Source organism: Pseudomonas bharatica (assembly GCF_048586865.1).
Taxonomy (GTDB): Bacteria; Pseudomonadota; Gammaproteobacteria; order Pseudomonadales; family Pseudomonadaceae; genus Aquipseudomonas; species Aquipseudomonas bharatica.
On record NZ_JBMAWR010000009.1, the window covers coordinates 124,259 to 150,994 of the forward strand.

Below are 26,736 nucleotides of genomic sequence, written 5' to 3' on the forward strand. Positions count from 1 at the left end.
GTTGCCAGCGATGAGGTTCGCAAGAGCGCCATCACGTTTCGGAAAATAAAAAGCCCCGAACCTGGGTTCGGGGCTTTTCGCATTCACCGTGAAGCAAAACCGTCCGGATTACTCCGAGGCCAGTTTGTGCTCCAGGTAGTGAATGTTGACGCCGCCCTTGCAGAAGGCTTCGTCACGGACCAGCTCGCGGTGCAGCGGGATGTTGGTCTTGATCCCGTCGACGACGATTTCATCCAGGGCATTGCGCATGCGTGCCATGGCTTCGTCGCGATCCTTGCCGTAGGTGATCAGCTTGCCGATCAGCGAGTCGTAGTTCGGTGGAACCGCGTAGCCGCTGTACAGGTGCGAATCGACGCGAACGCCGTTGCCGCCCGGAGCATGGAAGTGCTTGACCGTGCCAGGGCTCGGAATGAACTTCTTCGGATCCTCGGCGTTGATCCGGCATTCCAGGGAGTGACCGCGGATCACCACGTCGTCCTGGGTGAACGACAGCTTGTTGCCAGCGGCGATGCTGAGCATCTCCTTGACGATGTCGATACCGGTGACCATTTCCGAAACCGGGTGCTCTACCTGCACGCGAGTGTTCATCTCGATGAAGTAGAAACGACCGTTCTCGTAGAGGAACTCGAAGGTACCGGCGCCACGGTAGCCGATTTCGACGCACGCCTGGACGCAACGGGCGAAGACTTCCTGGCGGGCCTTCTCATCGATGCCCGGGGCCGGGGCTTCCTCCAGCACTTTCTGGTGACGGCGCTGCAGCGAGCAGTCACGGTCGCCCAGGTGCACGGCGTTGCCCTGGCCATCGGAAAGCACCTGGACTTCCACGTGGCGTGGGTTGGTCAGGAACTTCTCCAGGTACACCATCGGGTTGCCGAATGCAGCACCGGCTTCGGTACGGGTCAGCTTGGCCGAGGAAATCAGGTCCTCTTCCTTGTGCACCACGCGCATGCCGCGACCACCACCGCCACCGGCGGCCTTGATGATCACCGGGTAACCCACCTCGCGGGCGATGGCCAGCGCGGTTTCTTCGTCTTCCGGCAGCGGGCCGTCGGAGCCCGGTACGGTCGGTACGCCGGCCTTGATCATGGCGTCCTTGGCCGACACCTTGTCGCCCATCAGGCGGATGGTGTCGGCGTTCGGGCCGATGAAGGCGAAGCCGGATTTCTCGACCTGCTCGGCGAAGTCGGCGTTTTCCGCGAGGAAGCCGTAGCCAGGGTGAATGGCCGTGGCGCCGGTGACTTCGGCAGCGGCGATGATCGCCGGGATGTGCAGGTAGGAATCCTTCGACGAGGCCGGGCCGATGCACACGGACTCGTCAGCCAGGCCCAGGTGCATCAGCTCGCGGTCGGCCGTGGAGTGTACGGCGACGGTCTTGATACCCAGTTCCTTGCAGGCACGCAGGATACGCAGGGCAATTTCGCCGCGGTTGGCGATCAGAACTTTTTCCAACATCGCAGGCTCTCCGCGGTTCAAACGATGGTGAACAGCGGCTGGTCGAACTCAACCGGCTGACCGTCTTCCACCAGGATGGCGTCGATGACGCCGCCGATATCGGCTTCGATGTGGTTCATCATCTTCATGGCTTCGACGATGCACAGGGTGTCGCCCTTCTTCACCGCCTGGCCGACTTCGACGAAGGCTGGCGAGGTTGGCGAAGCCTTGCGGTAGAAGGTACCGACCATTGGCGAACGGATCACGGTGCCCTTCAGCGCAGGAGCAGCGGCGGCAGCCGGAGCAGCGGCTGGAGCCGGTGCGGCAGCTGGAGCGACGGCGGCGGCAACCGGCGCCGGGGCCGGCGCGTAGTACTGCTGGGCTGGAGTCTTGCTGTGGCGGCTGATGCGCACCGACTCTTCGCCTTCCTTGATCTCCAGCTCGTCGATGCCGGACTCTTCCAGCAGTTCGATCAGTTTCTTGACTTTACGAATATCCATTAATCATCAACTCCCAATATTTGGTCAGGGTCGTATGAACGTGATTCAAACGTTCCGGTAAGCCCGGCGATGGCCGGGCTCGCGTTATTCGGATTTGGCGGCCAGGTGTTCCAGGGCGGACTCCAGGGCCAGGCGATAACCGCTGGCGCCCAGGCCGCAGATCACTCCTACCGCGACATCGGAAAAGTAGGAGCGGTGACGGAACGGCTCGCGCTTGTGCACGTTGGACAGGTGCACTTCGATGAATGGGATGCTCACCGCCAGCAATGCGTCACGTAATGCGACGCTGGTATGGGTGAAAGCCGCCGGATTGATCAGGATGAAGTCCACGCCTTCGTTGCGCGCGGCGTGGATCCGGTCGATCAGTTCGTACTCGGCATTGCTTTGCAGGTACTGCAGATGGTGGCCGGCGGCGCGGGCACGCTGCTCCAGGTCCTGGTTGATCTGCGCCAGGGTCACGGCGCCGTAGACGCCGGGCTCGCGCGTGCCGAGCAAGTTCAGGTTGGGGCCGTGCAGCACCAGTAGGGTCGCCATCTGCGCATCCTTTGATTTTTGTAGGACATGAATACAAGCGCGGCGACTATGCCGCAAAGAGCGGAGCACTGTCCAGTTAACTGCAATAGCCAGCACGATGACCGAGATTCGCGCGAAATATGTGACTATTTTGTTAATCCCGGTCATCCGACCGCATGTTTGCGCGGCCCCGGGAAGTTATAGACGCAGATCGGCACGGATGCGCTGGAGATGTTCGGCGAATTCGCCGGCGTTGGTCTCGCCTACCACGCGCGCGGCAGTGTTTTCGCTGCCGTTCGCGGCAAAGAACAGCAGCGCCGGCGGGCCGAACAGCTGGTAGCGGTCCAGCAGGGCACGCTGTTCGGCGCTGCTGCGGGTGATATCGAAGCGTACCAGCCGGTATTCCCCGAGCAATGGCAGCACGTTCGGTGCATTAAGCACCTCGCGTTCGATCACCTTGCAACTGATGCACCAGTCGGCATACCAGTCGAGCACCAGCGGTTGGCCGGCAGCCTTGGCTTCGGCAAGGACGCGGTCGAGGTCGGCAGGGCTGTCGATGGTTTGCCAGGTGTCGCTCTTCACCTGGCTGGCGACCCCGGCATTGCCCGCGGCGGGCAAGGGACGCAGCGGATCGCTTTGCCCGCTCAGCGCGCCATACCAGCAGGCCACGGCGTAGACCAGCAGGAACAGACCGAGCAACTGGGCCAGGCGCTGGCGCGGCGCCTTGTACCCGAATTCCAGGGCGCCGAGGAACAGCGCCACCCCGGCGGCCAGCAAGCCGACCAGCAGCAGGGTGACCTGCCCCGGCAGCACCCGGCTGAGCAGGCCGATGGCCAGGCCCAGGAGCAAAACGCCGATGGCGTTCTTCACCGTTACCAGCCATGGCCCGCTTTTCGGCAGCCAGGCTGCGCCGCCCGTTGCCACCAGCAGCAACGGTGCGCCCATGCCCAGGCCCAGGGCGAACAGCTTCAACGCGCCGCCCAGGGCATCGCCGCTGGCGCTGATATACAGCAGGGCCCCGGCCAGCGGCGCGGACACGCAAGGCGAAACCAGCAGGCTGGACACCACGCCGAGGATCGCGGCGCCGAGCAGCGAGCCGCCCTTGGTGTTACCGGCAACGCGGTCCAGGCGGTCGTTAACGGCGCGCGGCAGTTTCAGTTCGAACAGGCCGAACATGGCCAGGGCGAACAGCACGAAGAACAGTGAAAACGGCACCAGCACCCAGGCCGACTGCAAGCGAGCCTGCAGGTTGAGGCTGGCGCCGAACAGGCCCATCAATGCACCGAGCAGGGCGAAACAAGCCGCCATCGGCAGCACGTAGGCCAGCGACAGGGCGAGACCGCGCAGGCCACCGACCTGACCACGCAGGACCACCCCGGAAAGGATGGGCAGCATCGGCAGTACGCAGGGGGTGAAGGTCAGGCCGACCCCGGCAAGGAAGAACAGCAGCAGGCTGTTCCAGGTCCAGGCTTGCTTGGTTGTCGCTGCCGGTGGGCTTGCGGTTCCGCTGCCGGCAATGCTCAGCCGTTCGGTTTCCGGTGGGTAGCAAAGGCCCTTGTCGGCGCAGCCCTGGTAGGTCACCACCAGGGTGAAGGGGCGTTGATCGTCGGTACGTGGCAGGTCGATATCGAGGATGCCGTGGTACACCTCGACATCACCGAAGAACTCGTCGTGCTTGGCTTCGCCGGGCGGCAACTGCGGTGCGCCCAGGGCGATATCGGCCGGTTCGGTGCGGAACTGGAAGCGGTGGCGGTAGAGGTAATAGCCTTCGGCGGGGACGAAGCGCAGCTTGATGGTCTTGCTGTCGCCGTCGATCAGGTTGAGCTTGAAGGCTTCGCGCACCGGCAGGAAATCGGCGCTGTTGTTCAGGGACGGTGCGCCGAGGGTGGCGCTGGGGCGGCTGTCGAACAGGCCGGCGCCCATGGCGGGCAGGGCAAGGGCCAGCAGCAGGAGGCAAAGCAGACGACGCATGGTGGGCTCGCGGGGTGGGGCGGAAATTCCCGCATCATAGCGGAGTCTTGGGGGATACGCAGAAGCCCGTTGGATTGCGCGAACCCTGTGGGAGCGGGTTCACCCGCGATGACGTCGGTGGATTCACTACCGCAATCGCGGGTGAACCCGCTCCCACAGGGTATGTGGTGCGCCTGATTACAAACGGAAAGCCCGAACCGCTGTATTCAGTTCCCCACCCAAGCGCAACAACTGTTCGCCCTGGTCGCGCCCTTCGCCGATGCGCTGCAGGTTGTCCTCGCCCAGGCCATGAATCCGTTCGCTGTGGTCGCGAATCTCGCTGACCGCGCCGCTCTGCTGCGCCGTGACATCGGCGATGCGCTCCGCCGTGTCGGCGATGGTCTGGATCGCCATGACGATTTCATCCAGCGCACCATCCGCTGCCTGGGCCTGGCTGGCCGTGGCTTCGGCGTGCTCCAGCTGGGCGCGCATGCCTTCCACCGACTCCTGGGCGGCTTGTTGCAGGCGGCTGATCAGGGTCTGGATCTCGCCCGTGGCACCGGTGGTGCGTTGCGCCAGGGAGCGCACTTCCTCGGCCACCACGGCAAAGCCGCGGCCCATTTCCCCGGCTCGCGCGGCCTCGATCGCCGCGTTGAGGGCCAGCAGGTTGGTCTGCTCGGCAATCGCGCGGATCACCGTCAGTACCCCGCCAATGGTCGCCGACTCCCGGGCCAGTTCCTCGACCACCTGGGCATTGCCCTGTACCTCGTCCACCAGCTTGCGCAGCCCGGTCAAGCTTTGGCCGATCACCGCCTGGCCTTGTTGCACCGCTTCACCGGCCTGGCGGCTGGCGTCGGCGGCCTGGCTGGCGTCGCCGGCGACCTGGACGATGGTGGCCTCCAGTTCGCCAAGGGCATCGCGGATCTGCGCGGTATCCCCGGCCTGGCGCTCGGCGCCATCGTGCAGGGCACTGCTCATGCCGGCCAGGGCGTGGCTGCTGCCGGCAACCTGCTCGGCGTTGTGGCGGATGGTCCCGACCAGTTCCACCAGGTAATCGCGCAGGCGGTTGAGCGAGTTTTGGATATCGTGCATTTCGCGGTTGCTCGGCGGCAGGTCGATCGCGCTGCTGAAGTCACCGCCCGCCCAGGCCGACAGCGCCGGGTCGAGGGCCGTAAGGACCCGCGCCAGACGTCGTTGCAGGCGATCGATCAGCAGCGCGATCAGCAGGATCAAGGCAATCATTACCCCCTGCATCAGGCGCACCTCGCTCTGGATCTGGCCATGCTGGCTGCGCACGCCGGGCTCAAGGTCGGCGATGGCCTGCTGTACGGCGGCAATGCGCGAACTGGTGGTCGCCGCCAGTTCGCCGCGACGCTGGATCAGTTCACGGGTGCGTTGCAGCTCGGCCGGGTAGCGGCCGATCAGGCTGTTAAGTTCGCGGCGCAGGCCGATGGCGGTGTCTTCGGCCTCGCTCTTGGTTTGGCTTTCCAGGCCCATCATCGCGGCGAAATCGTCGGAGCCGGAGGCGCTGGCCTGTTTGACCCCCAGCAACGGCAGGGCATCGAGGATCCTGGCCTGTTCGGCCATGAGGTTCAGCTCGCGCTCGACTTCCTCGGCCAGTTCCGCACGACCGCTGCTGACCAGCTTGTCGCGGGCCAGGGACAACCGGCTCAGGTGCAGCCCGGCTTCGAACAGCGGGGTGGTGTAGCGCGCCCCTTCCGGGTTGTTGCCGTTCTGCGCGTAGCGCAGCCATTGCTCCAGGTTGGCGCCCAGCTCGCGCTCGGCCTGTAGCAGCAGGGCCTGCGGGTCGCCCGCCAGTTTGCCGGCGGCCAGCAATTCGTTGCTGGTGAAGGAGACCAGGCTGTCCAGGCTCGGGCGTACGCGCTGGGCCAGGTCTTCCGGCATGTGCTTGAGCTCTTCCTGAAGAGCCTGGGTGGCCTGCAGCGCGGTAGCGTGCTGCAGGGCATCGCCACTGCCGAGGTAGGTCTGGATGTTGCGTGCCACCTGGTTCTGGAACTGCTGGGACAGGCCCAGGTAGCGCTCCATCAATAGGTAGGGGCGCTCCAGGGCCTGTTGCGACCACCAGAGGGTGGCGCCGAGGGCCAGGCAGACCAGGACCAGTAACAGGGTATTGAGATTGGTGAGCAGCTTCAGGCGCATGTGCTTGACTACCGACGGCTGGAAGGCAAGGCACTGAAGTTATTGCGATTTTATGACGCGGTTATGACGACGCGGTCGGTCAGGTCAAAAAAAGTGGCCATTTGACTTCACGGCTCGACCCGCACCACCCGATTGCGTCCGGCACCTTTTGCGCGGTACAGCGCTTCGTCGGCAGCGGTGGCCATGCTCAGGGCGTCGAGCGCCTCGCTAAGGGCCACGACCCCGGCGCTGAAGGTGCAGAACAGGTCCTGCGGCTGGGCCGGATAGTGTATTTCGGCAAAGCGCTTGCGGATCTCGTCGAGGACCTTGTGCGCGGCGTCCAGATCGGTGTTGGGCATGACGATGGCGAACTCCTCGCCGCCGTAGCGCCCGATGAAGTCGGTCTTGCGCAGGCGCTGCTTGAGAAACAGCGCCAGGCTCTTGATCACCCGGTCGCCCATGGGGTGGCCGTGGCTGTCGTTGACCTTCTTGAAATGGTCGATATCGAGCATGGCGAAGCTCAGCGGCCGGTTCTCGCGGCGGGCGCGAAAGCTGCAATCCTCGAGCAACTGAAGGATATGGGTGTGGTTGTACAGCCCGGTCAGGCTGTCGCGGACCATCCGTGCCTTGAGGTTGCGCGCCCTGGCGGCGCGATTGCGCACGGTGGTGATGAGGTGGCGCGAGCGGATCGGCTTGGTCAGGAAGTCGTCGCCGCCTTCGCTCATGGCGTCCAGTTGCTTGTCCAGGTCGTCCTCGGCGGACAGGTAGATGATCGGCACGCTGACATAGCGGTCGTTGTGGCGGATCACCTTGGCCAGTTCGGTGCCGGTGCAGGCCGGCATGTACATGTCGAGGATGATCAGGTCGGGCTGGAAATCCGCCAGCTCGACCATGGTCTGGATCGGGTCGGTAAGGGTGCGGGTGACGATCCCGGCATTGTTCAGCAGGCGCTCGGTGTGCAGTGCCTGGGCCCGGGAGTCGTCGATGATCAGCACGCGAAAGGGTTCGTACTGGGTGACGCTGGTCAGCAGTTCGACCTTTTCCAGCAGGCTCGAGGCTTCCAGGGTGCCGGTGAGGAATTCCTGGCCGCCGGCGCGCACGGCGGCCAGGCGGGTCGGGGTGTCGGTTTCATGGAGGCTGAAGAACAGCAGCGGGACCCGTTGCTCCAGGCCCTGTTGCGCCTGTCCGGCGAGCAGCAGGCCCTGGCCCTGGCCGCCAAAGTCCACGTCCATGACGATGGCCGACGGCAGGCGCTCGCCCATCGAGGCGCGGAAGGCATCGGCGGTGTGCAGCGCTTCGACACCCAGGCCGAAGAACTCCAGTTGCTTGGCCAGGCGTTCGGCGCGGTCGTGGTCCTGGAGCATGATGTAGACCGGTTTGCGCAACGGCGGCAGGGTGGTCTGTTCCAGGCGGTCGCCATGACGCAGGCCGGTGCGCGACAGGCGCTGCATCAAGCGGTTGAGTTCGCTGATCAGGTTGCTGCTCAGGCGCGCGCTGTTGGCCTCGACCGCGTCCAGGGTCTGGCCGATGGCTTCGGCCAGTTGCGTGTGTTCCGGTTGCTCGAAGCGCTCGGCGTAACGCTGCAGGCGCAGGTTGGCCTCGCACAGTTCGCCCAGGTCGCCGGTGGACCACTCGCTACGCTGCAGGCGTTGCCAGATTTCCAGGATCTGCCGGGCCTGGTGGATGACCCGCTGGGCAAAGTGTTGCTTCAGTCGCTCACGATTGGGGTCTTCTGGCTCGGTCATGTCCTGACTACTTCTTATTAAAAGGTGAGGCAGTTCGAGTGATGGCTCTATGCTAGCACCACTTTCGAAGCAATCGAGTGCCCTGCATCAATTTTTTGACGCCGGAGATTCATTCAGTTCGTGACCCTATGGTCGCTTATGCGATCCTGCGCCCTTGCTTTATAGTGGCCGACACCCGGACCGCCCCTGGCAGCAGTGCATCCGCCGAGTTTCGCGATGCGCTGGCACCAATGCCCGGCCGCTGCGGTCGAACCCTGCACATGCCCTGACTGAATAAGGACAACGCCATGCTGGACTGGAAAAACCGTAAAGGTGGTGCCGAGGCGCGCGAGGAACGCAGCGCCAGGCGCGAATCGGCGAGCGGCAGTTACTTCCGTGGCCTGCTCAGCCGTTCGCTGGGCGCGCTGGTCGGCCTTTACCTGGTGGTCACCATCGCCCTGGGCTGGTACTGGAGCGAGGAGCCGGACCTGTTCCCGGTCCAGCAGAACGCCCAGTCCGCGGCCGAGCGCAACGGCCAGCAGATGGTGGTCGGCTACACCACTATCGAAACCCTCAAGACCGTCGCCGGTACCCTGCTCAACAAGCCGGGTGGCTACATTTCCAACGACCGTTTCCCGCCGGGCCTGTGGATGGACAACATGCCGAGCTGGGAATACGGCGTGCTGGTCCAGGTCCGTGACCTGTCCCGCGCCTTGCGCAAGGACTTCGCCCGTTCCCAGTCGCAGTCCACCGAGGATGCCGACCTGGCCAAGGCCGAGCCGCGCTTCAACTTCGACAACAAGAGCTGGATCCTGCCATCGAGCGAATCCGAGTTCGAGGAAGGCATCAAGTCGCTCAACCGCTACCAGACCCGCCTGGCCGCCGGCGACTCGGGCGCCATTTTCTACACCCGTGCCGACAACCTGAACAACTGGCTGGGCGACGTCGCCACCCGCCTGGGTTCGTTGTCTCAGCGGCTGTCGGCCAGCGTCGGCCGGGTCAAGCTGAACAGCAACCTGAAGACCGAAGTGGTGGCACCGGGCCAGGCGCCGCAGGTCGACGAGGAACTGGTGGAAACCCCATGGCTGCAGATCGACAACGTCTTCTATGAAGCCCGTGGCCAGGCCTGGGCCTTGTCGCACCTGCTGCGCGCCATCGAGGTGGACTTCGCCGACGTGCTGGCGAAAAAGAACGCCACCGTCAGCGTGCGCCAGATCATTCGCGAACTGGAAGCCTCCCAGGAGCCGCTGTGGAGCCCGATGGTGCTGAACGGCAGCGGCTTCGGCATGTGGGCCAACCACTCGCTGGTCATGGCCAACTACATCTCCCGGGCCAACGCAGCGGTCATCGACCTGCGCCAGCTGCTGTCGCAGGGCTGATATGACCATCAGCGCGAAGGAGGCGGCGCATCGCGCGGCCTCCGACCGGGAACAGGTCGCCTGGGTCGATGCCGACGACACCCTGCTCGGCGCCTTGCCGCGCGCCGAGCTGCGCGAGCGCGGCCTGATCGGGCGCTGCACCTTCATCCTCCTGTTCAACAGCGCCGGGCAGTTGTGCATCCACAAGCGCACCCTGAGCAAGGCGCTGTATCCCGGCCACTGGGACGTCGCCGCGGGTGGCATGGTCGCGGCCGGTGAGGAGTACGCCGAATCGGCGGCGCGGGAGCTCGCGGAGGAATTGGGCGTCAGCGGCGTTGCACTGCGTGCGCACGACCGTTTCTTCTTCGATGTACCGGGCAACCGCCTGTGGTGCGCAGTGTTCTCGGCGGTGTGGGACGGCCCCTTGCAGCTGCAGCCCGAAGAGGTCAGCGAAGCCCGTTTCGTCAACCCGGAAGTGGTCTGGGAAGAGTCGCTGAGGCTGCCGTATTGTCCTGACTCGCTGGCCGCGCTCGCCAGGGCGCTCGACCGCCAATCCTGACGTCGCGAAATTTGTCCAAATTGGCGCAGTTCTGTACTTAGCAAGCGGCACATTTGCCGTTACACTGCGCGGCCTTTTTACCCTGCCGGGGACGTCCTTCCCGGCAGGTGCGCTGCCCCTGCCAGAGTGGGGCTTCGCGGTCGTGGCCCGCCCGGGTCGGCGACCAGTTTTTTGTCCTCAAACGTGAGGATCAAAAGTGGCCAAGAAAGCCTCGTCATTCTCCGCCCTCGGCGGCCTGGTGTTTTCCACCGATGCAGGTCGGCACTGTCCGGACTGCAGCCAACCCATCGATGCCTGCACCTGCAAGCAGACGGTCATCCCCGAAGGTGATGGCATCGCCCGCGTGCGCCGTGAAAGCAAAGGTCGCGGCGGCAAGACGGTGACCACCATCAGCGGCGTCCCGCTACCCCTGGAACAGCTCAAGGAACTGGCCAGCACCCTGAAACGGCGCTGCGGTACCGGCGGCGCGCTGAAAGACGGCGTCATCGAGATCCAGGGCGACCATGTCGAGCTGTTGCTCGGCGAACTGGTCAAGCAGGGCTTCAAGGCGAAGAAATCCGGCGGCTGATCGCCTGCACCCAGCGTCTAAACTCGTTGCCTTGGGAAGGGTCCAAACCCGAACAGGGAAAATCGTCATTTTCATTTTCTACACTGCGCCATCCCGCATGGCCGGTGTTATCCGACTTTCTTTATAGGGGACTTCGATGTCCGTACGACGCACACGCAAAGACGATGGCAGCCAATGGACCGTGGCCGACAGCCGCAGTGTTTACGGGATTCGCCATTGGGGCGCGGGTTATTTCGCGATCAATGAAGCCGGGCGTGTCGAAGTACGCCCGAACGGTCCGGGCAGCGCGCCGATCGACCTGTACGAGCAGGTCGACGAACTGCGCAAGAGCGGCCTGTCGCTGCCGCTGCTGGTGCGCTTCCCCGACATCCTGCAGGACCGCGTGCGCCAGTTGACCGGTGCCTTCGATGCCAACATTGCGCGCCTGGAATACCAGAACCAGTACACCGCGCTGTACCCGATCAAGGTCAACCAGCAGGAAGCGGTGGTCGAGAACATCATCGCCACGCAGAACGTCTCCATCGGCCTGGAAGCCGGCTCCAAGCCGGAGCTGCTGGCGGTACTGGCACTGGCGCCGAAAGGCGGCACCATCGTCTGCAACGGCTACAAGGACCGCGAGTTCATCCGCCTGGCGCTGATGGGCCAGAAGCTTGGCCACAACGTCTTCATCGTCATCGAGAAAGAGTCGGAAGTGGCCCTGGTGATCGAGGAAGCCGCCGAACTCAAGGTCAAGCCGCAGGTTGGCCTGCGCGTGCGCCTGTCGTCGCTGGCGTCGAGCAAGTGGGCGGATACCGGTGGCGAGAAATCCAAGTTCGGCCTGTCGGCAGCGCAACTGATCTCGGTGGTCCAGCGCTTCCGTGATGCCGGTCTCGACCAGGGCATCCGCCTGCTGCACTTCCACATGGGCTCGCAGATCGCCAATCTGGCCGATTACCAGCACGGCTTCAAGGAAGCCATCCGCTACTACGGCGAGCTGCGCGCCCTTGGCCTGCCGGTGGACCACATCGACGTCGGTGGCGGCCTGGGCGTGGACTACGACGGCACCCACTCGCGCAATGCCAGCTCGATCAACTACGACATGGACGACTACGCCGGTGTCGTGGTCGGCATGCTCAAGGAGTTCTGCGACGCCCAGGGCCTGCCGCACCCGCACATCTTCTCGGAAAGCGGCCGCTCGCTCACGGCGCATCACGCCGTGCTGGTGATCCAGGTCACCGACGTCGAGAAGCACAACGACGAAGTGCCGACCATCGAGAACAAGGAAGCCCTGCCGGAGACCGTGCAATGGCTGGTCGACCTGCTCGGCCCGACCGATATCGAGATGGTCACCGAAACCTACTGGCGCGCCACCCACTACATGAGCGACGTGGCCGCCCAGTATGCCGACGGCAAGATCAGCCTGTCCGAGAAGGCCCTGGCCGAGCAGTGCTATTTCGCCGTGTGCCGGCGCCTGCACAACTCGCTCAAGGCCCGCCAGCGCTCGCACCGCCAGGTGCTGGACGAACTCAACGACAAGCTGGCCGACAAGTACATCTGCAACTTCTCGGTGTTCCAGAGCCTGCCGGACACCTGGGCCATCGGCCAGGTCCTGCCGATCATCCCGCTGCATCGCCTCGACGAAGAGCCGCTGCGCCGCGCGGTGCTGCAGGACCTGACCTGCGACTCCGACGGCAAGATCAACCAGTACGTGGATGAGCAAAGCATCGAGACCAGCATGCCGGTGCACGCGGTCAACGAAGGCGAGGACTACCTGCTGGGCGTGTTCCTGGTCGGCGCCTACCAGGAGATTCTCGGCGACATGCACAACCTGTTCGGTGACACCGACTCGGTGAACATCTACCAGAACCCGAACGGCAGCGTGTACCACGCCGGCATCGAGACCCACGACACCATCGAGGACATGCTGCGCTACGTGCACCTGTCGCCGGAGGAGTTGATGACTCACTACCGTGACAAGGTGGCCAGCGCCCGGCTCAGCGAACGTGAGCGCACGCAGTTCCTCGATGCCCTGCGGTTGGGGCTGACGCGGTCTTCCTACCTGTCGTCGTAAGGCTTTGCCGATGTAGAAGAAGGCCCGCTCCCGGGATTCCGGGGGCGGGCCTTTTTCGTGGGCTGATCGGGTAGCCACAGGGTTCTCTGTCAACCACGAGATCCGACTCGACTCGGTCAATGTGGGAGCGGGTTTACCCGCGATAGCATCAGTGAATTCAGCATCGCAATCGCGGGTAAACCCGCTCCCACAGGGTCCGTGTCAAACCCGCCTCCTGAGGCTGGCCGAGAACCCTGTGGGAGCTGGCTTGCCAGCGATGAGGCCAATGGCCGCACCCTCAATTCATGCCCTGTACAAACCACCCACCCCGCTGCTGCAACCGCCACCCCATCACCCCGAGCGTTACTCCGCGCACCGCCATGAACAACAGGAATGCCAGCCACAACCCATGGTTCCCCAGGCCCCGCGCCATCCAGGCGAAGGGCAGGGCAATCACCACGCTGAGCAACATCGCATCGCGCATTTCCCGCGCTCGCGTGGCGCCGATGAACAAGCCGTCGAGCACATAGCTCCACACCGCGATCAACGGCAGTAGCGCCAGGTACGGCAGGTATTCGAACGCCGTCTGGCGCACGCTGGGGATGTCGGTCTGCATGGCGATGAACAGGTGCCCGCCAAACATGAACAGCGCGGCAAAGCCAAGGCTGGCAATCAGCGACCAGCCACTGGCTACCGTCAGCGAGCGCCGCAGTGCATCCCGGTTTCCCGCGCCGATGGCGTGTCCGCATAGTGCTTCCACTGCGTGGGCCAGGCCATCCAGCGCATAGGCCGTCACCAGCAAGCCGTTGAGCAGCAGCGCATTGGCCGCCACCGTGGCCTCACCCAGCCGCGCGCCCTGCACCGTGATCAGGAAGAACACCCCCTGCAAGGCCAGGCTGCGGATAAAGATGTCGCGGTTGACGCTGAGCATCGGCCGCCAGTTCTGCCAGCGCGCCAGCAGCGGCCACACCACCCGCCCCGGATAGGCGCGCAGCGAAGGCCGTGTCAGCGCCAGGCCGAGCAGGGCCGCGGCCCATTCCGAGATCACCGAGGCGCGCGCCGAGCCGACCACGCCCCAATCAAGGCCGAGCACGAACCACAGGTTGAGGACGATATTCAGCAGGTTGGTGGTCAGCAGGATCATTAACGGTGCCCGGGCGTTCTGCGTGCCGAGGAACCAGCCGACCAGGGCGTAAGTCGCCAATGCTGCAGGCAGGCCGAGCAGGCGGGTGGTGAAGAAGTCCTGCGTGCCCTGTGCCAGCTCCGCGCCTGGTTGCATCAGGCCAAGGGCCAGGTGGCTGAGGGGGATCGCCAGCAGGCCGAGGGCGAGGGCGAAGAACAGGGCCAGGCTCAGGCCCTGCACCAGCACCTGGCGCAGGCCGTCGCCGTCCGAGCGGCCGGCAGCCTGGGCGGCGAAGCCGGTGGAACCCATGCGCAGGAAGCCGAGTACCCCCACCAGCAGGGTGTACAGGCTGGCGCCGACCGCCACCGAGCCGAGCTGGTGGGCATGGGGCAGGTGGCCGATGACCGTGCTGTCGACCAGGGCCACGAGCGGCACCGAGATGTTCGACAGGATCATCGGCGCGGCCAGGGCCCAGACCTTGTGGTGGGTGGGGCGGTGGCGCCAGTCGGTCAACAGAAGAGACATTCGCGAGGTCCTTGTGAGTATCGGGACCGCGAGGCAGCCGCAAAAGCACCACCGCGCAACCCAAGCCGACCATTCTACCCACCTGACGGCACTTTGCTCGGTGAACCCTGTCTCACCTCGGCAGCGTTCCCCGGTGAAACCGTGGACCTTGATATATAGTTTCCCGTCTGCCCCTGTTGCCCCGAGAGCTTTCTCCCATGCTGAACAAAGGATTGTGGCTGGCCTGCGCGCTGGCGTTGCTGAGTGCCTGCGACTCGTCTTCCCCCGACAAACCTGCTCCCGCGCCTGCCGAAAAAGCCGCCGGCCCGGCCGCCAATGCGCCGAAGGTCGATGAGGCGACCCTGGCCCAGCGCTACGCCGGCCGCGAGCTGAACGTGGTGGACGTCTCGGAGGTCCAGGTCGATGGCGCCAGCGCCCTGTCGGTCACCTTCTCCGCACCGCTCGAAGCCGACCAGCGCTTCGCCGAGCGCCTGCACCTGGTGGACACCACCAAGGGCAAGGTCGATGGCGCCTGGGAGCTGTCCGACAATCGCATGGAGTTGCGCCTGCGCCACCTCGAGCCGCAGCGCAAGCTGGTCCTGACCATCGACGCCGGCCTGCGCAGCATCAATGGCAACCAGTTGGCCAACGAATACATCAGCCGCCTGGAAACCCGCGACATGCAGCCGAGCATCGGCTTCGCCAGCCGTGGCTCGCTGCTGCCGACCCGCCTGGCCGAGGGCTTGCCGGTGATCGCGCTGAACGTGAACAAGGTCGAGGTGGAGTTCTTCCGGATCAAGCCCGAGTCGCTGCCCAGCTTCCTCGGCGCCTGGGGCCGCAACAGCTCGTTGCAGAGCTATGAAGCCAACGACCTGCTGCCCATGGCCGACCTGGTCTATGCCGGGCGCTTCGACCTCAACCCGCCGGCCAATACCCGCGAGACCCTGCTGCTGCCCATGGCCGGGATCAAGCCATTGCAGGAAGCCGGGGTGTACCTGGCGGTAATGCGCGAGGCCGGCACCTACAACTACTCGCAGCCGGCGACCCTGTTCACCCTCAGCGATATCGGCCTCTCGGTGCACCGCTACAGCAACCGCCTGGATGTCTTCACCCAGGCCCTGGAAGGCGGCAAGGCGCTGGGTTCGATCGACCTCGACCTGCTCGACCACGACGGCAAGGTGCTCGCCCAGGGCAAGACCGACAGTGACGGCCATGCGCAACTGCCGCTGCCGCCCAAGGCCGATCTGCTGCTGGCGCGCCAAGGCGCCAACACCACGCTGCTGCGTCTGAACAGCGCCGCCCTCGACCTCTCCGAATTCACCGTCACCGGCCCCCAGGCCAACCCGCTGCAGTTCTTCGTGTTCGGCCCGCGTGACCTGTATCGTCCAGGCGAAACCGTCCTGCTCAACGGCCTGCTGCGCGACCAGGATGGCAAGCCGGTGAAGAGCCAGCCGATCAATGTGGAAGTGCGTCGCCCGGATGAGCAGGTCAGCCGCAAGTTCGTCTGGGAGGCGGACGCCAACGGTTTCTATCAGTACCGCTTGCAACTAGCCGGCGAAGCGCCGACCGGACGCTGGCAATTGCTCTTCGATCTCGGCGGCGGGCATCAGCAGGTCTACGAAGTGCTGGTGGAAGACTTCCTGCCCGAGCGCCTGGCCCTGGAACTGAAGGGCAGCGACACCCCGCTGAGCCCGGATGAAACCGCCGAGATCAGCGTCAATGGCCGTTACCTCTATGGCGCTCCGGCGGCGGGCAATCGCCTCAGCGGCCAGGTCTACGTTCGGCCGCTGCGCGAGGCGGTACCGGCGCTGCCTGGCTACCAGTTCGGCTCGGTCACCGAAGAAGACCTGAGCCACGATCTGGAGCTGGAAGAATCCACCCTCGACGCCGACGGTGAAGCCACCATCGCTATCGCCAGCGAATGGGCCGAGGCCCGTTCGCCGCTGCAGCTCACCGTACAGGCCAGCCTGCAGGAGTCCGGTGGCCGTCCGATCACCCGGCGCCTGGAGCAGCCGATCTGGCCGGCGGATCACCTGCCGGGCCTGCGTGGCCTGTTCGACGGCGAGGAAACCGACGGCGATGCGCCGGTGGAAATCGAACTGCTGATGGCCGACCGCGACGGCAACAAGCTGGCCGCCGACAACCTGCGCGTGCGCCTGGTCCGCGAGCGCCGCGACTACTACTGGAACTACTCGCAGAGCGACGGCTGGAGCTACAACTTCAACGAAAAATACCTCACCGAAAGCGAGCAGAGCGTCAGCGTGCCGAAGGGCAGCACCACCAAGCTGAGTTTCCCGGTGGAGTGGGGCCCGTACCGGGTCGAAGTGGAAGATCCGGAAACCGGGGTCACCAGCAGCCTGCGCTTCTGGGCCGGATACCGCGCCCAGGACAACGCCGACGGTGGCGCGGTGCGTCCCGACCAGGTGCGCCTGGCCCTGGACAAGCCGGCCTACAACGACGGCGATACGGCCAAGGTCACCGTCACCCCGCCCGCAGCCGGCAAGGGCTACCTGATGGTGGAAGGTGGCGACGGTCCGCTGTGGTGGCAGGAAATCGACGTGCCCGCCGAGGGCAAGGCCTTCGATATCAAGCTCGACCCGAAATGGGCCCGGCATGACCTCTATATCAGTGCCCTGGTGATCCGCCCCGGCGAGCGCAAGGCCAATGTCACGCCCAAGCGTGCCGTGGGCGTGCTGCACCTGCCGCTGGATCGCGCGCAGCGCAAGCTGGCCGTGACCCTCGGAGCTCCCGAAAAGATGCGTCCCAAGCATCCGCTGACCGTGAACATCCAGGCGCGCAATGCCGACGGCAGCGTACCGAAGCAGGTTCAGGTGCTGCTGGCGGCGGTGGACGTGGGCATCCTCAATATCACCAGCTACGTCACCCCGGACCCGTTCACCGGCATGTTCGGGCGCAAGGCCTATGGCGCCGACCAACTGGATATCTACGGTCAGTTGATCGAGGCCGGCCAGGGTCGCCTGGCCAGCCTGGCCTTCGGCGGTGACGCCGGTATGGCCAAGGGCGGCAAGCGCCCGGACACCAGCGTGACCATCGTCGCCCTGCAAAGCGCCCCGGTGAGCCTGGACGCCGATGGCAAGGGCCAGGCCACGGTGGACATCCCCGACTTCAACGGCGAACTGCGCCTGATGGCCCAGGCCTGGAGCGAGGACCGCTTCGGCGTGGCCGAAGCCAAGACCGTGGTCGCCGCACCGCTGATCGCCGAACTGTCGGCGCCACGCTTCCTCGCCGGTGGCGACCGCACCAGCCTGGCCCTGGACCTGTCCAACCTGTCCGGCCAGGACCAGACCCTCGCCGTGGCCCTGGCCACCGAAGGCCAACTGGACCTGCTCGGCTCGTCGCATCAGTCGCTCAAGCTCAAGCAGGGCCAGCGCGTCACCTTGAAGATCCCGGTGCAGGCCACCGGCGGCTATGGCCAGGGTCGTGTCACCGTGCGCGTCGATGGCCTGGTGCTGCCGGGCGAAACCGATACCGGCTTCTCCCGCGACTGGACCCTGGGCATCCGCCCGGCCTACCCGGCGCAGCTCAAGCATTACCGTGTGGCGCTGAACGGCGGCGAGCCCTGGACCCTGCCCGAGCAGGACCTGGCGACCTTCGAACCGGCCGGCCTGGAGGGCACCCTGGCGCTGTCCAGCCGTCCGCCGCTGAACCTCGCCGAGCAGATCCGCGCACTGAAGGCCTACCCCTATGGCTGCGCCGAGCAGACCACCAGCGGCCTGTACCCGTCGCTCTACGCCGATGCCGCGACCCTCAAGCGCCTGGGCATCACCGGCGAGCCGGCAGACGAGCGCAAGCGCAAGATCGAAATCGGCATCGAGCACTTGCTGGGCATGCAGCGCTACAACGGCAGCTTCGGCCTGTGGAGTTCCGACGGCGAGGAAGAATACTGGCTGACCGCCTATGTCACCGACTTCCTCCTGCGCGCCCGCGACCAGGGCTTCGCCGTGCCGCCCGAGGCGCTGAAGAAGGCCAGCGAGCGCCTGCTGCGCTATGTGCAGGAGCGCAACCTGATCGAGGTCAACTACAGCGAGAATGCCGAGCACAGCCGCTTCGCCGTGCAGGCCTACGCAGCGCTGGTGCTGTCGCGCAGCAAGCAGGCACCGCTGGGTGCCTTGCGCAGCCTGTTCGAGCGCCGTGCCGATGCCCGGTCCGGCCTGCCGCTGGTACAACTGGCGATCGCCCTCGACACCATGGGCGACAAGCCGCGGGCCGAGCAGGCGTTGCTTGCCGGACTTGCCGCAGGTCGCGGTAAGGGCTGGCTGGCCGACTACGGCAGCTCGCTGCGTGATCAGGCGCTGATCATCGCCCTGCTCGACGAATACAAGCTGGCGAGCAAGGACATCCCGGACCGCCTGTTCAAGCTGTCCGACCAATTGGCTGGCAGCCAGTGGCTCTCGACCCAGGAACGCAATGCCCTGTTCCTTGCCGGTCGTGGCCTGGCGCAGCAGCCGGAAGGCAAGTGGAGCGCGCAACTGGACAGCGCCGGGCAGACCCGTGAACTGGGCCCGGAACAATCCGGCCTGCACCTGGAGGGGCCGCTGCTGGCCTCGCCGCTGAGCGTGCGCAATGACGGCGACCAGACCCTGTACCAGCGCCTGACCCTGTCCGGTTACCCGCGCCAGGCGCCGCCGGCCAGCGGCAACAACATGAGCATCCGCCGCGAATACCTGGGCATGAATGGCCAGGCGCTGGACCTGAAGTCGCTGGAGAGTGGCGACCTGGTGCTGGTGCACCTGGCGATCCAGGCCAAGGAGCGGGTTCCCGATGCACTGGTGGTTGACCTGCTGCCGGCGGGGCTGGAGCTGGAGAACCAGAACCTTGCGCAAAGCGCCGCCAGCCTGGACAACGCCAGCAGCGCGGTGAAGCAATGGCGCGAGGCGATGGAGAACGCCAATGTGGTGCACCAGGAGTATCGCGATGACCGCTACGTCGCCGCGCTCAATCTGGATGGCTATGGCACCACCCACCTGCTGTACCTGGCGCGGGCGGTGACCCCGGGCAGCTACCGGATTCCGCCGGCGCAGGTGGAGTCGATGTACCGGCCGGACTGGCAGGCGGTGGGGGAGAGTGCCGGGGAGATGGTCATCAAGGGCCGCTGAGGAGCGGCTTGCACCGAACCCTGTGGGAGCGGGTTTACCCGCGATTGCGATAGTGGATCCAGCACCGCAATCGCGGGTGAACCCGCTCCCACAGGGGCCTTGTCAGCCCTCAGGATCTCAATGCACCACCCAACTCAACACCCACAACCCCAGCAGTGCCCAGATGATCCCGGCAATCACCGATGCCCGCATGAACGCCCGCACCGCCGAATACAGCAGGATCAAGCCGATGATCAGGATCAGGATGCTGATCAGCGACGTATCCATGCCCAGCGTGCTCGCCAGCCCGTCGATGAACTTCGTCCCGGCATTGGCCAGCATGGCGAACAGGCCGCTCAGCAAATCCACCACGAACCTGATCGCCGCGCCCAGCGCTTGCCCCAGCCACTCGAAAAAACCTTCTACCTGCATGGTCGTGTCCTGATGATCGTCACAGCATTGGTGCTGCCTTCCAGCCTTTGGCCATTATCGGGCCGCCTCGGTTCCCGTGCATGTTCAGCTTAGCCCTGCCACGTGGGCGCAAGGCCCGGCTGGCGAGTATCGCAGCCCTGTCCGCGGTTGGCCTGGTCGCGTTGCTGTGGCTGGCCGACCGCCTCTGGCCGCTGCCGCTGCCGGCCGATGACCTGGCCCGCGTGGTGCTGGCCGAGGACGGCACGCCCTTGTGGCGCTTCGCCGATGCCGATGGCGTGTGGCGCTATCCCGTGTCGGTGGATGACGTCTCGCCGCTTTACCTGCAAGCCCTGCTGACCTACGAGGACCGCTGGTTCTACAGCCATCCCGGGGTCAATCCGCTGGCCCTCGGTCGTGCCGCCTGGCAGAACCTCAGCGGTGGCCGGGTACTGTCCGGGGGCAGCACCCTGTCGATGCAGGTGGCGCGCCTGCTCGACCCTCATGCGCGCACCTTGCCCGGCAAGTTGCGCCAGCTTTGGCGCACCGTGCAACTGGAGTGGCACCTGTCCAAGCGCGAGATCCTCGAGATCTACCTCAACCGCGCGCCCTTTGGTGGCACCTTGCAAGGCGTGGCGGCGGCGAGCTGGGCTTACCTTGGCAAGTCGCCGCAACAACTGACCCCCGCCGAGGCCGCGCTGCTGGCGGTGTTGCCCCAGGCACCCAGCCGCCTGCGCCCGGATCGTCATCCGCAGCGCGCCACGGCGGCCCGGGACAAGGTCCTGCAACGCCTGGGCGACTATCAGGTGTGGCCGCCGCAGCGGATCCGTGAAGCCATGGAAGAACCGCTGCTCCTCGCGCCGCGCCAGGAGCCGGCCCTGGCCCCGCTGCTGGCCCGGCGCCTGAATCGTCCCGACAGCCCGCCGCTGATCCGGACTACCCTGGATGCCTCGCTGCAGCGCCGCCTCGAGGACCTGCTCGGCGGCTGGCGCGCGCGTCTGCCCGAGCGCACCTCGGCGGCGATCCTGGTGGTGGAATCCGAAACCATGGCGGTGCGTGCCTACCTCGGCTCGATCGACCTCAACGACGAGCGCCGCTTCGGCCATGTCGATATGGTCAGTGCCTGGCGCTCGCCTGGCTCGACCCTCAAGCCGTTCCTCTATGGCATGGCGATGGACGATGGCCTGATCCATTCCGAATCGCTGCTGCAGGACGTACCGCGGCGTTACGGTGACTACCGCCCCGGCAACTTCTCCATGGGATTCAGCGGGCCGGTGGCGGCCAGTTCGGCCTTGTCGCTGTCGCTCAACCTGCCGGCGGTGCAATTGCTTGAAGCCTACGGCCCCAAGCGCTTCGCCGCGCAACTGCGTGCCGGTGGCATTGCGATCAGCCTGCCGGCACTGGCCGAGCCCAACCTGTCGTTGATCCTTGGTGGCGGCGGCAGTCGCCTCGAAGACCTGGTCGCCGGCTACAGCGCCTTCGCCCGCGACGGCATGAGCGCCAGCCTGCGCCTGCAACCGGATGCACCGCTGGTGCAGCGGCGCATGCTTTCGCCCGGCGCGGCATGGATCGTCCGGCGCATCCTCAGCGGCCAGGCACGACCGGACCGCGATCCCCACGCCGAACTGGTGCAGCGCCCGCAACTGGCCTGGAAAACCGGTACCAGCTACGGCTTCCGCGACGCCTGGTCGATCGGCGTCGGCCCGCGTTACCTGATCGGCGTATGGATCGGCCGTCCCGACGGCACGCCGGTACCGGGCCAGTTCGGCCTGGCCTCGGCGGCACCGTTGATGCTGCAGGTGCACGATGTATTGAGCAACCGCGACAGCCAGCGCGGCATTCGCCCGCCGGTTCCGCCGGTGCCGGCCAGCGTCGGCGTTGCGGCGATCTGCTGGCCGCTGGGCCAGCCGCTGGCGCGCAGCGACAGCAACTGCCGGCGCCAGCGTTTTGCCTGGACCCTCGACGGCACCACCCCGCCGACCCTGCTGGCGCAGGACCAGCCGCTGGGCTTGGGGTTGCTGGAGCGGGTCTGGGTCAACGACCAGGGCCTGCGCGTCGATGCCACTTGCCCCGGTGCGCAATCGCGGGATATCGCACTCTGGCCGGCACCGCTGGAGCCCTGGTTGACCAAGGCCGAGCGGCGCGAGGCACGCTTGCCGGCGATCGATCCGGGCTGTGCGCCGCAAGTGCCGGCCACGGCGCCACCCTTGTCCATCGTCGGGGTCCGTCAGGGCGACCAATTGCGCCGCCCTGTCACCAGTCGCGAGGTGCTGCAGCTGGATGTTTCCGCCCTGGGCGGTGATGGTCAGCGCTGGTGGTTCCTCAATGGCGCGCCCCTGGGCGAGACCAGTGGCCAGGAAGCGCTCAAGGCCCGTTTCGAACAGGTCGGGCAATACGAACTCAGCGTGCTCGATGCCAGCGGCCAGACCGCGCGCCTGACCTTCCGGGTCAGTGACTGAACCCCGTGGGCGGCTCGCAAGTGCGCAGGAACTGGCGCCAGATACCCGTCAAATGGTTATAGCGCTAAAGTCGAAATGCCATCATTTCGGCTGCTGTCGATACTCAACGCATTGAATCTGAAGACTTTTTAGCGGACCAAAAAACCTATAGGACGGGTTAATACCAAGTTCAGAATTGTTACACCACGCGCGGCGGACTGAGATAGCTGCACAGGTCGTGGAAGTTCTATCGAGGGGCTTCCACATCCAATAAAAGCAGCGGCAGCGAAAGCACAGGAGTCGCCATGAAAACTCAAGCGTGGATCAAGGCAAGCACGGCACTGGCAATGGTTCTGGCAATCAGCCTCTCGGCGGGTTGCAGCAGTGGTGGCGGTGGTCACCATAGCGCGGTGGATGGCTCGTCGCCGACGGATGGCGGGGCGGGTGGTGGCGACGGCGGTACTGGCGGTGGCACGGGTGGCGGTGACGGTGGTACCGGAGGCGGTACTGGCGGCGGCGACGGTGGTACCGGAGGCGGCACTGGCGGTGGCGACGGCGGTACCGGAGGCGGCACGGGTGGCGGTGACGGCGGTACCGGAGGCGGTACTGGCGGTGGCACTGGCGGCGGTACCGGAGGTGGCACGGGCGGCGGCACTGGCGGCGGTACCGGAGGCGGTACTGGCGGTGGCACTGGCGGCGGTACCGGAGGTGGCACGGGTGGTGGTACTGGCGGTGGTGGTACGGGGGGCGGCGATGGTGGCGGCACCGGCGGTGGCACCACCAACCCGCTGATCGTCGGCCAGGTCGTCGGCCAGGTTGGTGGTGGTGTCTCTGGTCTAGGCACTACGGTGAGCAGCCTTGGAACTGTCGTCAATTCGGTGCCGATAGTCGGCGCGACCAATGCCGGAGGGCTGGTAGATGGCGCAGGCCAAGCAGTCAACGATATTGGCACCGGGCTCACCAACGGGCTCGGCCAGCTTGGCACCGGCAACAATGCGATCGGCACGACCCTGGCGGGTGTCGGCACTGGCGTCGGCTCGTTGGGCGAAGGCATCCAGGCCGTAGCTGGCAGCTCCGCCATCGAGCAGGTGCCGCTGGTGGGTGGCGTGCTCGGTGGGGTTGGCGAGAACGTGACCATGATTGGCAACACCCTCACCACCCAGAGCACCAGCGGGCCGCTCGGCAGCGCTACCCAGCGGTTGAGCGATGCAGCGGTGCAGGTGGTGTCGTTGGTGGAAAACACCACGGGCAACCTGGGCAAGGCGACCGGTCTCGGCACGCCGCTGGATGGCGCGCTGCAGCAAGTTGGCGGCGTGGTGAGCAAGGTGGGGCAGACTGTCACCAGCGCGGGTAATGGCAACCCTGTCACCACAGGTGTCGGCGGGTTGCTCACCAACGTCGGCGGCGCTACTGGCACCGCGGGCGGGTTGGTCGGCGATGGTGCCGCAGGTGGTTCCACCGGCCTGCTGGAAACCGTCGGTGGCGTGGTCGCCGGGGCAGGTAGCGGGTTGACCTCGGGTACCAACAACACTGTGGTCGGCAGCGCGGGCACCACCACCACCGGGCTGGGCAATACCGTGGCCTCTCTGGGCACCGTGCTCGGCGGCAATGGCGTAGCCAGCAGCAGCGCGGCGGCGCCGGCAGCGGCCCTCACCAACACGGTCAGTGGCGCAGTGACGCCGGTGGTCAACACCGTCGCTGGCGTGACCCAGCAGGTGGGCGCGACAACCACGCTGGGCGCTCCGCTCAACAGTGTGCTCGGCCAGGTTGGCGGTGCGGTCAGCGGCCTTGGCGGACAACTGGCGGGCGCGACCAACAACCCGATCGTGGACAATCTTGCTACCACTGTTGGTGCGGTCGGTGCGACCGTTACCCAGAGCGGTGGCCTGGTGAATGGCCAGCCTGCGTCCGGTGGCGCCGGCACCGGCCTCGGCGGAGTGGTCAATACCGTAACCAGCGCCCTGGGCGGCACTGGCGGAGCCACTGGCAGTCTCGGTGGCACGGTCGGCGGGGTGGTCAATAGCGTAACCGGTGCCCTGGGCGGGGCCACCATCGGAGTCGGGGCTGGTGCGGGCGTCGGGGCCGGAGCCGGAGCCAGCACCACCGGTAGCGGCGGCCTGCTCAACGGCGTTGGTGGCCTGCTGGGCACCAAGAAGTAAAAAGCCATCACCCTTGTTAGAAAATTTTACGAGCAACACCTACGCTTGAGTCTGACGAGGGAACCGTCTTGGTTCCCTCGTACTTTTCAGGACATGGAGTGCCGTATGCGATCGATGGCCATCGCGCTGGTGAGTCTTTCCTGGGTCAGCGCGCTGCAGGCGGAGCCGCTCCCAAGCTATCTAAACAGTAACGAAACCGAGCGCAACCTGCCGGCGCCCAACCTGCCGGCCGATGCGTTCAGGCCGGTCACACCGAAGCTACAGGTGCCGACCCCCTCGGCAACACAAGCCCAGCCGCTGATGATGAACACCAAGGTGCTGATCCACCGGGTGCGCATCGAGGGTGGCACCGTCTACCCGCTGGACGAACTGCGGCAGAACTACCAGGGCCTTCTCGATCGCGAGGTCACCGTGGGTGAACTGATCGAAGCGACCCGCCGCGTGACCCAGCGCTACCAGCAGGACGGCTACCTGCTTTCCTACGCTTTCCTCCCGGTGCAGGATTTCGCCGAAGGGCGCCTGCGCGTGGTGCTGGTCGAAGGCTATATCCGCGATTATGAATTGCAGGGCGATGTCGGCCGGGTTTCCGCCTACCTCGACAAGCTGGCCGCCAAGCTCAAGGCCGAGCGTCCGCTGACGCGCAAGACCTTCGACCGCTACACCTCCCTGATGAGCCGGGTACCCGGCATTACCCTGCAGGCCCAGGTGCCGCCGCCGGGAACCACCGACGGTGCGAGCAAGATGCTGGTGCAGGCCTCGCGCAAGCCCTTCACCACCACCATGAACCTCACCGACGGCAGCCGTGATGACGTCCAGGCGCTGTTCGGTGCCAACAGCAATGCGCAAACCGCCTGGGCCGAGCAACTGAGTGTGAGCGCGCTGTTTCCGCCAGGTGACGACAAGGAGCATTACCTGCGCGTCGACTATTCGCAGAGCCTCGACAGCGAGGGCACCCAGCTCATGCTGTCCGGCTCCCGATACCGTAGCGATCCCAAGGCGGTGGTGCGCCTGGCCAACAATGTCGACCTCAAGCAGCATCGCGAGAACGACCGCTATTCCATTGGCCTGAGCCATCCACTGATCGCTTCGCCCAATGAATGGCTGAGCCTGTCGGCGCGCTTCTACGCGGTGGACGACACCACCGATTACCGCGTCGTCGGCTTCCCGTTGAAGATCAGCACCAGCACCGATATCCGCGCCCTGGCCTTCGAGGGCGACTGGCGCAAGGCTACCGACACCCGTCTGCGCATTCTGAGCGCCGGTGTGTACCAGGGCCTCGATCATTTCGGGGCCAGGACCAATGCCGGATACGACCTCGACTTTTTCCGCCTGCGCCTTTCCGGCGTGCAAAGCGACCGCTTCCTGGAAAGCTGGCAGGGCGTTGCGTCCGCAGCGTTCTACTGGACCGACGACAACCTCGCCGACAGTGAGCGAGCGGTATTCGGCGGGCAGAACTTCGGGCGTGGCTACCCGGTGGACCAGGCTTCCGGGGACAAGGGCTGGGGGGCTGCCTATGAAGTCAACTACAGCTTCAAGCGCGATGGCGACTGGGTGAAACTGCTGCAACCCTACGTGGTGCTGGACGCGGCGCGGGCCTGGTTCAACGAACTGGACGTGCAGGATTCACGCATGTCCTCGGCGGCGCTGGGCCTGCGTTTCGGCGATGCGCACTACTACAACATCTCGCTGGAGGTGGCCAAACCGATGTCCGATATCGCCCTGGACAGCTTCAACCGGCGGCCGCGGTTTACCGTGAGTTTCAGTTATCAGCTGTGAGCCATCGTTCCTACGGATCCGGTCTCCGGCGGTGAGCGGGTCAGTGCACCGCCCGCTTGCCCTGGGAGACATCCAGCGCAAACAGGTTGCCCAGCGTCTCCAGCAAGCGGATGTGGTAGATGGGCTTGCGAAACAGGTCCAGCACTTCCAGTTTCCTGAGCTCGCCGACCACGTCGGGGTCGGCATGCCCGGTGGTGACGATCACCGGCAGGTGCTGGCGTGCGGTGTGTTCGCGCAGGCGTTTGATCAAGGACAAGCCGGACTCTTCCGGCATGTTGAGGTCGGTGATGACCAGGGCGATATCCGGGTGTCGGGTCAGCTGCTGGAGCGCAACCTTCACCGAGGTGGCGACATGACAACGAAAGCCGTGGTTTTCCAGTAGTTCCGCCAGTTCCAGCAATGCTTCCTCTTCATCGTCCACCAAAAGCAACTGTTCACGTGGCTGCGAAGCTGGCATGGCG

General features: G+C 65.5%; 18 protein-coding genes. 9 read left to right on the forward strand and 9 right to left on the reverse strand.

Annotated elements, in window-relative coordinates; genetic code table 11:
• Nucleotides 1-108: 108 nt before the first annotated feature.
• The 6 genes from accC to ACKLLE_RS12905 all read right to left on the reverse strand — a co-directional run bounded on the left by accC (nucleotide 109) and on the right by ACKLLE_RS12905 (nucleotide 8,278).
• A complete protein-coding gene (gene accC / locus ACKLLE_RS12880; protein ID WP_009398719.1) occupies nucleotides 109-1,452 on the reverse strand; it encodes an acetyl-CoA carboxylase biotin carboxylase subunit in 1,344 nt (447 codons plus the stop codon).
• 17 nt (nucleotides 1,453-1,469) lie between these two features.
• Complete coding sequence (gene accB, locus ACKLLE_RS12885; protein ID WP_420058200.1) at nucleotides 1,470-1,931, reverse strand: acetyl-CoA carboxylase biotin carboxyl carrier protein; 462 nt, start codon at nucleotides 1,929-1,931, stop codon at nucleotides 1,470-1,472.
• 84 nt (nucleotides 1,932-2,015) lie between these two features.
• Nucleotides 2,016-2,465: a type II 3-dehydroquinate dehydratase gene (aroQ, locus tag ACKLLE_RS12890; protein WP_420058201.1), complete on the reverse strand. Its 450-nt coding sequence runs from the start codon at nucleotides 2,463-2,465 to the stop codon at nucleotides 2,016-2,018.
• Between the two features lie 177 nt (nucleotides 2,466-2,642).
• Entirely contained in the window at nucleotides 2,643-4,415 is a 1,773-nt protein-coding gene (locus ACKLLE_RS12895) for a protein-disulfide reductase DsbD (RefSeq protein ID WP_420058202.1), read from the reverse strand.
• 177 nt (nucleotides 4,416-4,592) lie between these two features.
• Nucleotides 4,593-6,554, reverse strand: a complete 1,962-nt coding sequence (locus tag ACKLLE_RS12900) for a methyl-accepting chemotaxis protein (RefSeq protein WP_420058203.1) — start codon at nucleotides 6,552-6,554, stop codon at nucleotides 4,593-4,595.
• 107 nt (nucleotides 6,555-6,661) lie between these two features.
• A complete protein-coding gene (locus ACKLLE_RS12905) occupies nucleotides 6,662-8,278 on the reverse strand; it encodes a response regulator (RefSeq protein WP_064301582.1) in 1,617 nt (538 codons plus the stop codon).
• 287 nt (nucleotides 8,279-8,565) lie between these two features.
• Between ACKLLE_RS12905 and ACKLLE_RS12910 the strand changes: the two genes are divergently transcribed.
• From ACKLLE_RS12910 to speA, 4 genes are all read left to right on the forward strand, one after another.
• A complete protein-coding gene (locus tag ACKLLE_RS12910; protein WP_420058204.1) occupies nucleotides 8,566-9,636 on the forward strand; it encodes a DUF2333 family protein in 1,071 nt (356 codons plus the stop codon).
• Nucleotide 9,637: 1 nt separating this feature from the next.
• Nucleotides 9,638-10,174 (forward strand): NUDIX hydrolase, encoded by a 537-nt coding sequence (locus ACKLLE_RS12915; protein WP_064301583.1) that lies wholly within the window; start codon nucleotides 9,638-9,640, stop codon nucleotides 10,172-10,174.
• 196 nt (nucleotides 10,175-10,370) lie between these two features.
• Complete coding sequence (locus ACKLLE_RS12920; protein ID WP_009398733.1) at nucleotides 10,371-10,742, forward strand: translation initiation factor Sui1; 372 nt, start codon at nucleotides 10,371-10,373, stop codon at nucleotides 10,740-10,742.
• Between the two features lie 136 nt (nucleotides 10,743-10,878).
• The gene (gene speA / locus ACKLLE_RS12925) at nucleotides 10,879-12,792 is read left to right on the forward strand and encodes an arginine decarboxylase (RefSeq protein WP_009398734.1); all 1,914 of its coding nucleotides are present in this window, start codon (nucleotides 10,879-10,881) and stop codon (nucleotides 12,790-12,792) included.
• A gap of 277 nt (nucleotides 12,793-13,069) precedes the next feature.
• Here speA and ACKLLE_RS12930 read toward each other — a convergent pair whose 3' ends face one another.
• Nucleotides 13,070-14,419, reverse strand: a complete 1,350-nt coding sequence (locus ACKLLE_RS12930; protein WP_420058205.1) for an MATE family efflux transporter — start codon at nucleotides 14,417-14,419, stop codon at nucleotides 13,070-13,072.
• 197 nt (nucleotides 14,420-14,616) lie between these two features.
• On the opposite strand from ACKLLE_RS12930, the gene ACKLLE_RS12935 reads away from it, so the two are divergent.
• Entirely contained in the window at nucleotides 14,617-19,515 is a 4,899-nt protein-coding gene (locus ACKLLE_RS12935; RefSeq protein WP_420058206.1) for an alpha-2-macroglobulin family protein, read from the forward strand.
• Between the two features lie 117 nt (nucleotides 19,516-19,632).
• On the opposite strand, the gene ACKLLE_RS12940 is transcribed toward ACKLLE_RS12935, so the two are convergent.
• On the reverse strand, nucleotides 19,633-19,926 hold the full coding sequence (locus ACKLLE_RS12940; protein WP_064301586.1) for a hypothetical protein: 294 nt from the start codon (nucleotides 19,924-19,926) through the stop codon (nucleotides 19,633-19,635).
• An 80-nt stretch (nucleotides 19,927-20,006) separates the two neighbouring features.
• On the opposite strand from ACKLLE_RS12940, the gene pbpC reads away from it, so the two are divergent.
• From pbpC to ACKLLE_RS12960, 4 genes are all read left to right on the forward strand, one after another.
• Nucleotides 20,007-22,361, forward strand: coding sequence for a peptidoglycan glycosyltransferase PbpC (pbpC, locus tag ACKLLE_RS12945; RefSeq protein WP_420058207.1), 2,355 nt, complete (start codon nucleotides 20,007-20,009; stop codon nucleotides 22,359-22,361).
• A 393-nt stretch (nucleotides 22,362-22,754) separates the two neighbouring features.
• Nucleotides 22,755-23,132 carry a hypothetical protein gene (locus ACKLLE_RS12950; protein ID WP_420058208.1) on the forward strand — a complete coding sequence of 126 codons (378 nt, stop codon included), beginning with the start codon at nucleotides 22,755-22,757 and terminating at the stop codon, nucleotides 23,130-23,132.
• 56 nt (nucleotides 23,133-23,188) lie between these two features.
• On the forward strand, nucleotides 23,189-24,499 hold the full coding sequence (locus ACKLLE_RS12955; protein WP_420058209.1) for a collagen-like triple helix repeat-containing protein: 1,311 nt from the start codon (nucleotides 23,189-23,191) through the stop codon (nucleotides 24,497-24,499).
• Between the two features lie 105 nt (nucleotides 24,500-24,604).
• Nucleotides 24,605-26,275, forward strand: coding sequence for a ShlB/FhaC/HecB family hemolysin secretion/activation protein (locus ACKLLE_RS12960; RefSeq protein ID WP_420058210.1), 1,671 nt, complete (start codon nucleotides 24,605-24,607; stop codon nucleotides 26,273-26,275).
• A 40-nt stretch (nucleotides 26,276-26,315) separates the two neighbouring features.
• Here ACKLLE_RS12960 and ACKLLE_RS12965 read toward each other — a convergent pair whose 3' ends face one another.
• Nucleotides 26,316-26,732 carry a response regulator gene (locus ACKLLE_RS12965; RefSeq protein ID WP_064301590.1) on the reverse strand — a complete coding sequence of 139 codons (417 nt, stop codon included), beginning with the start codon at nucleotides 26,730-26,732 and terminating at the stop codon, nucleotides 26,316-26,318.
• Between the last annotated feature and the right edge of the window lie 4 nt (nucleotides 26,733-26,736).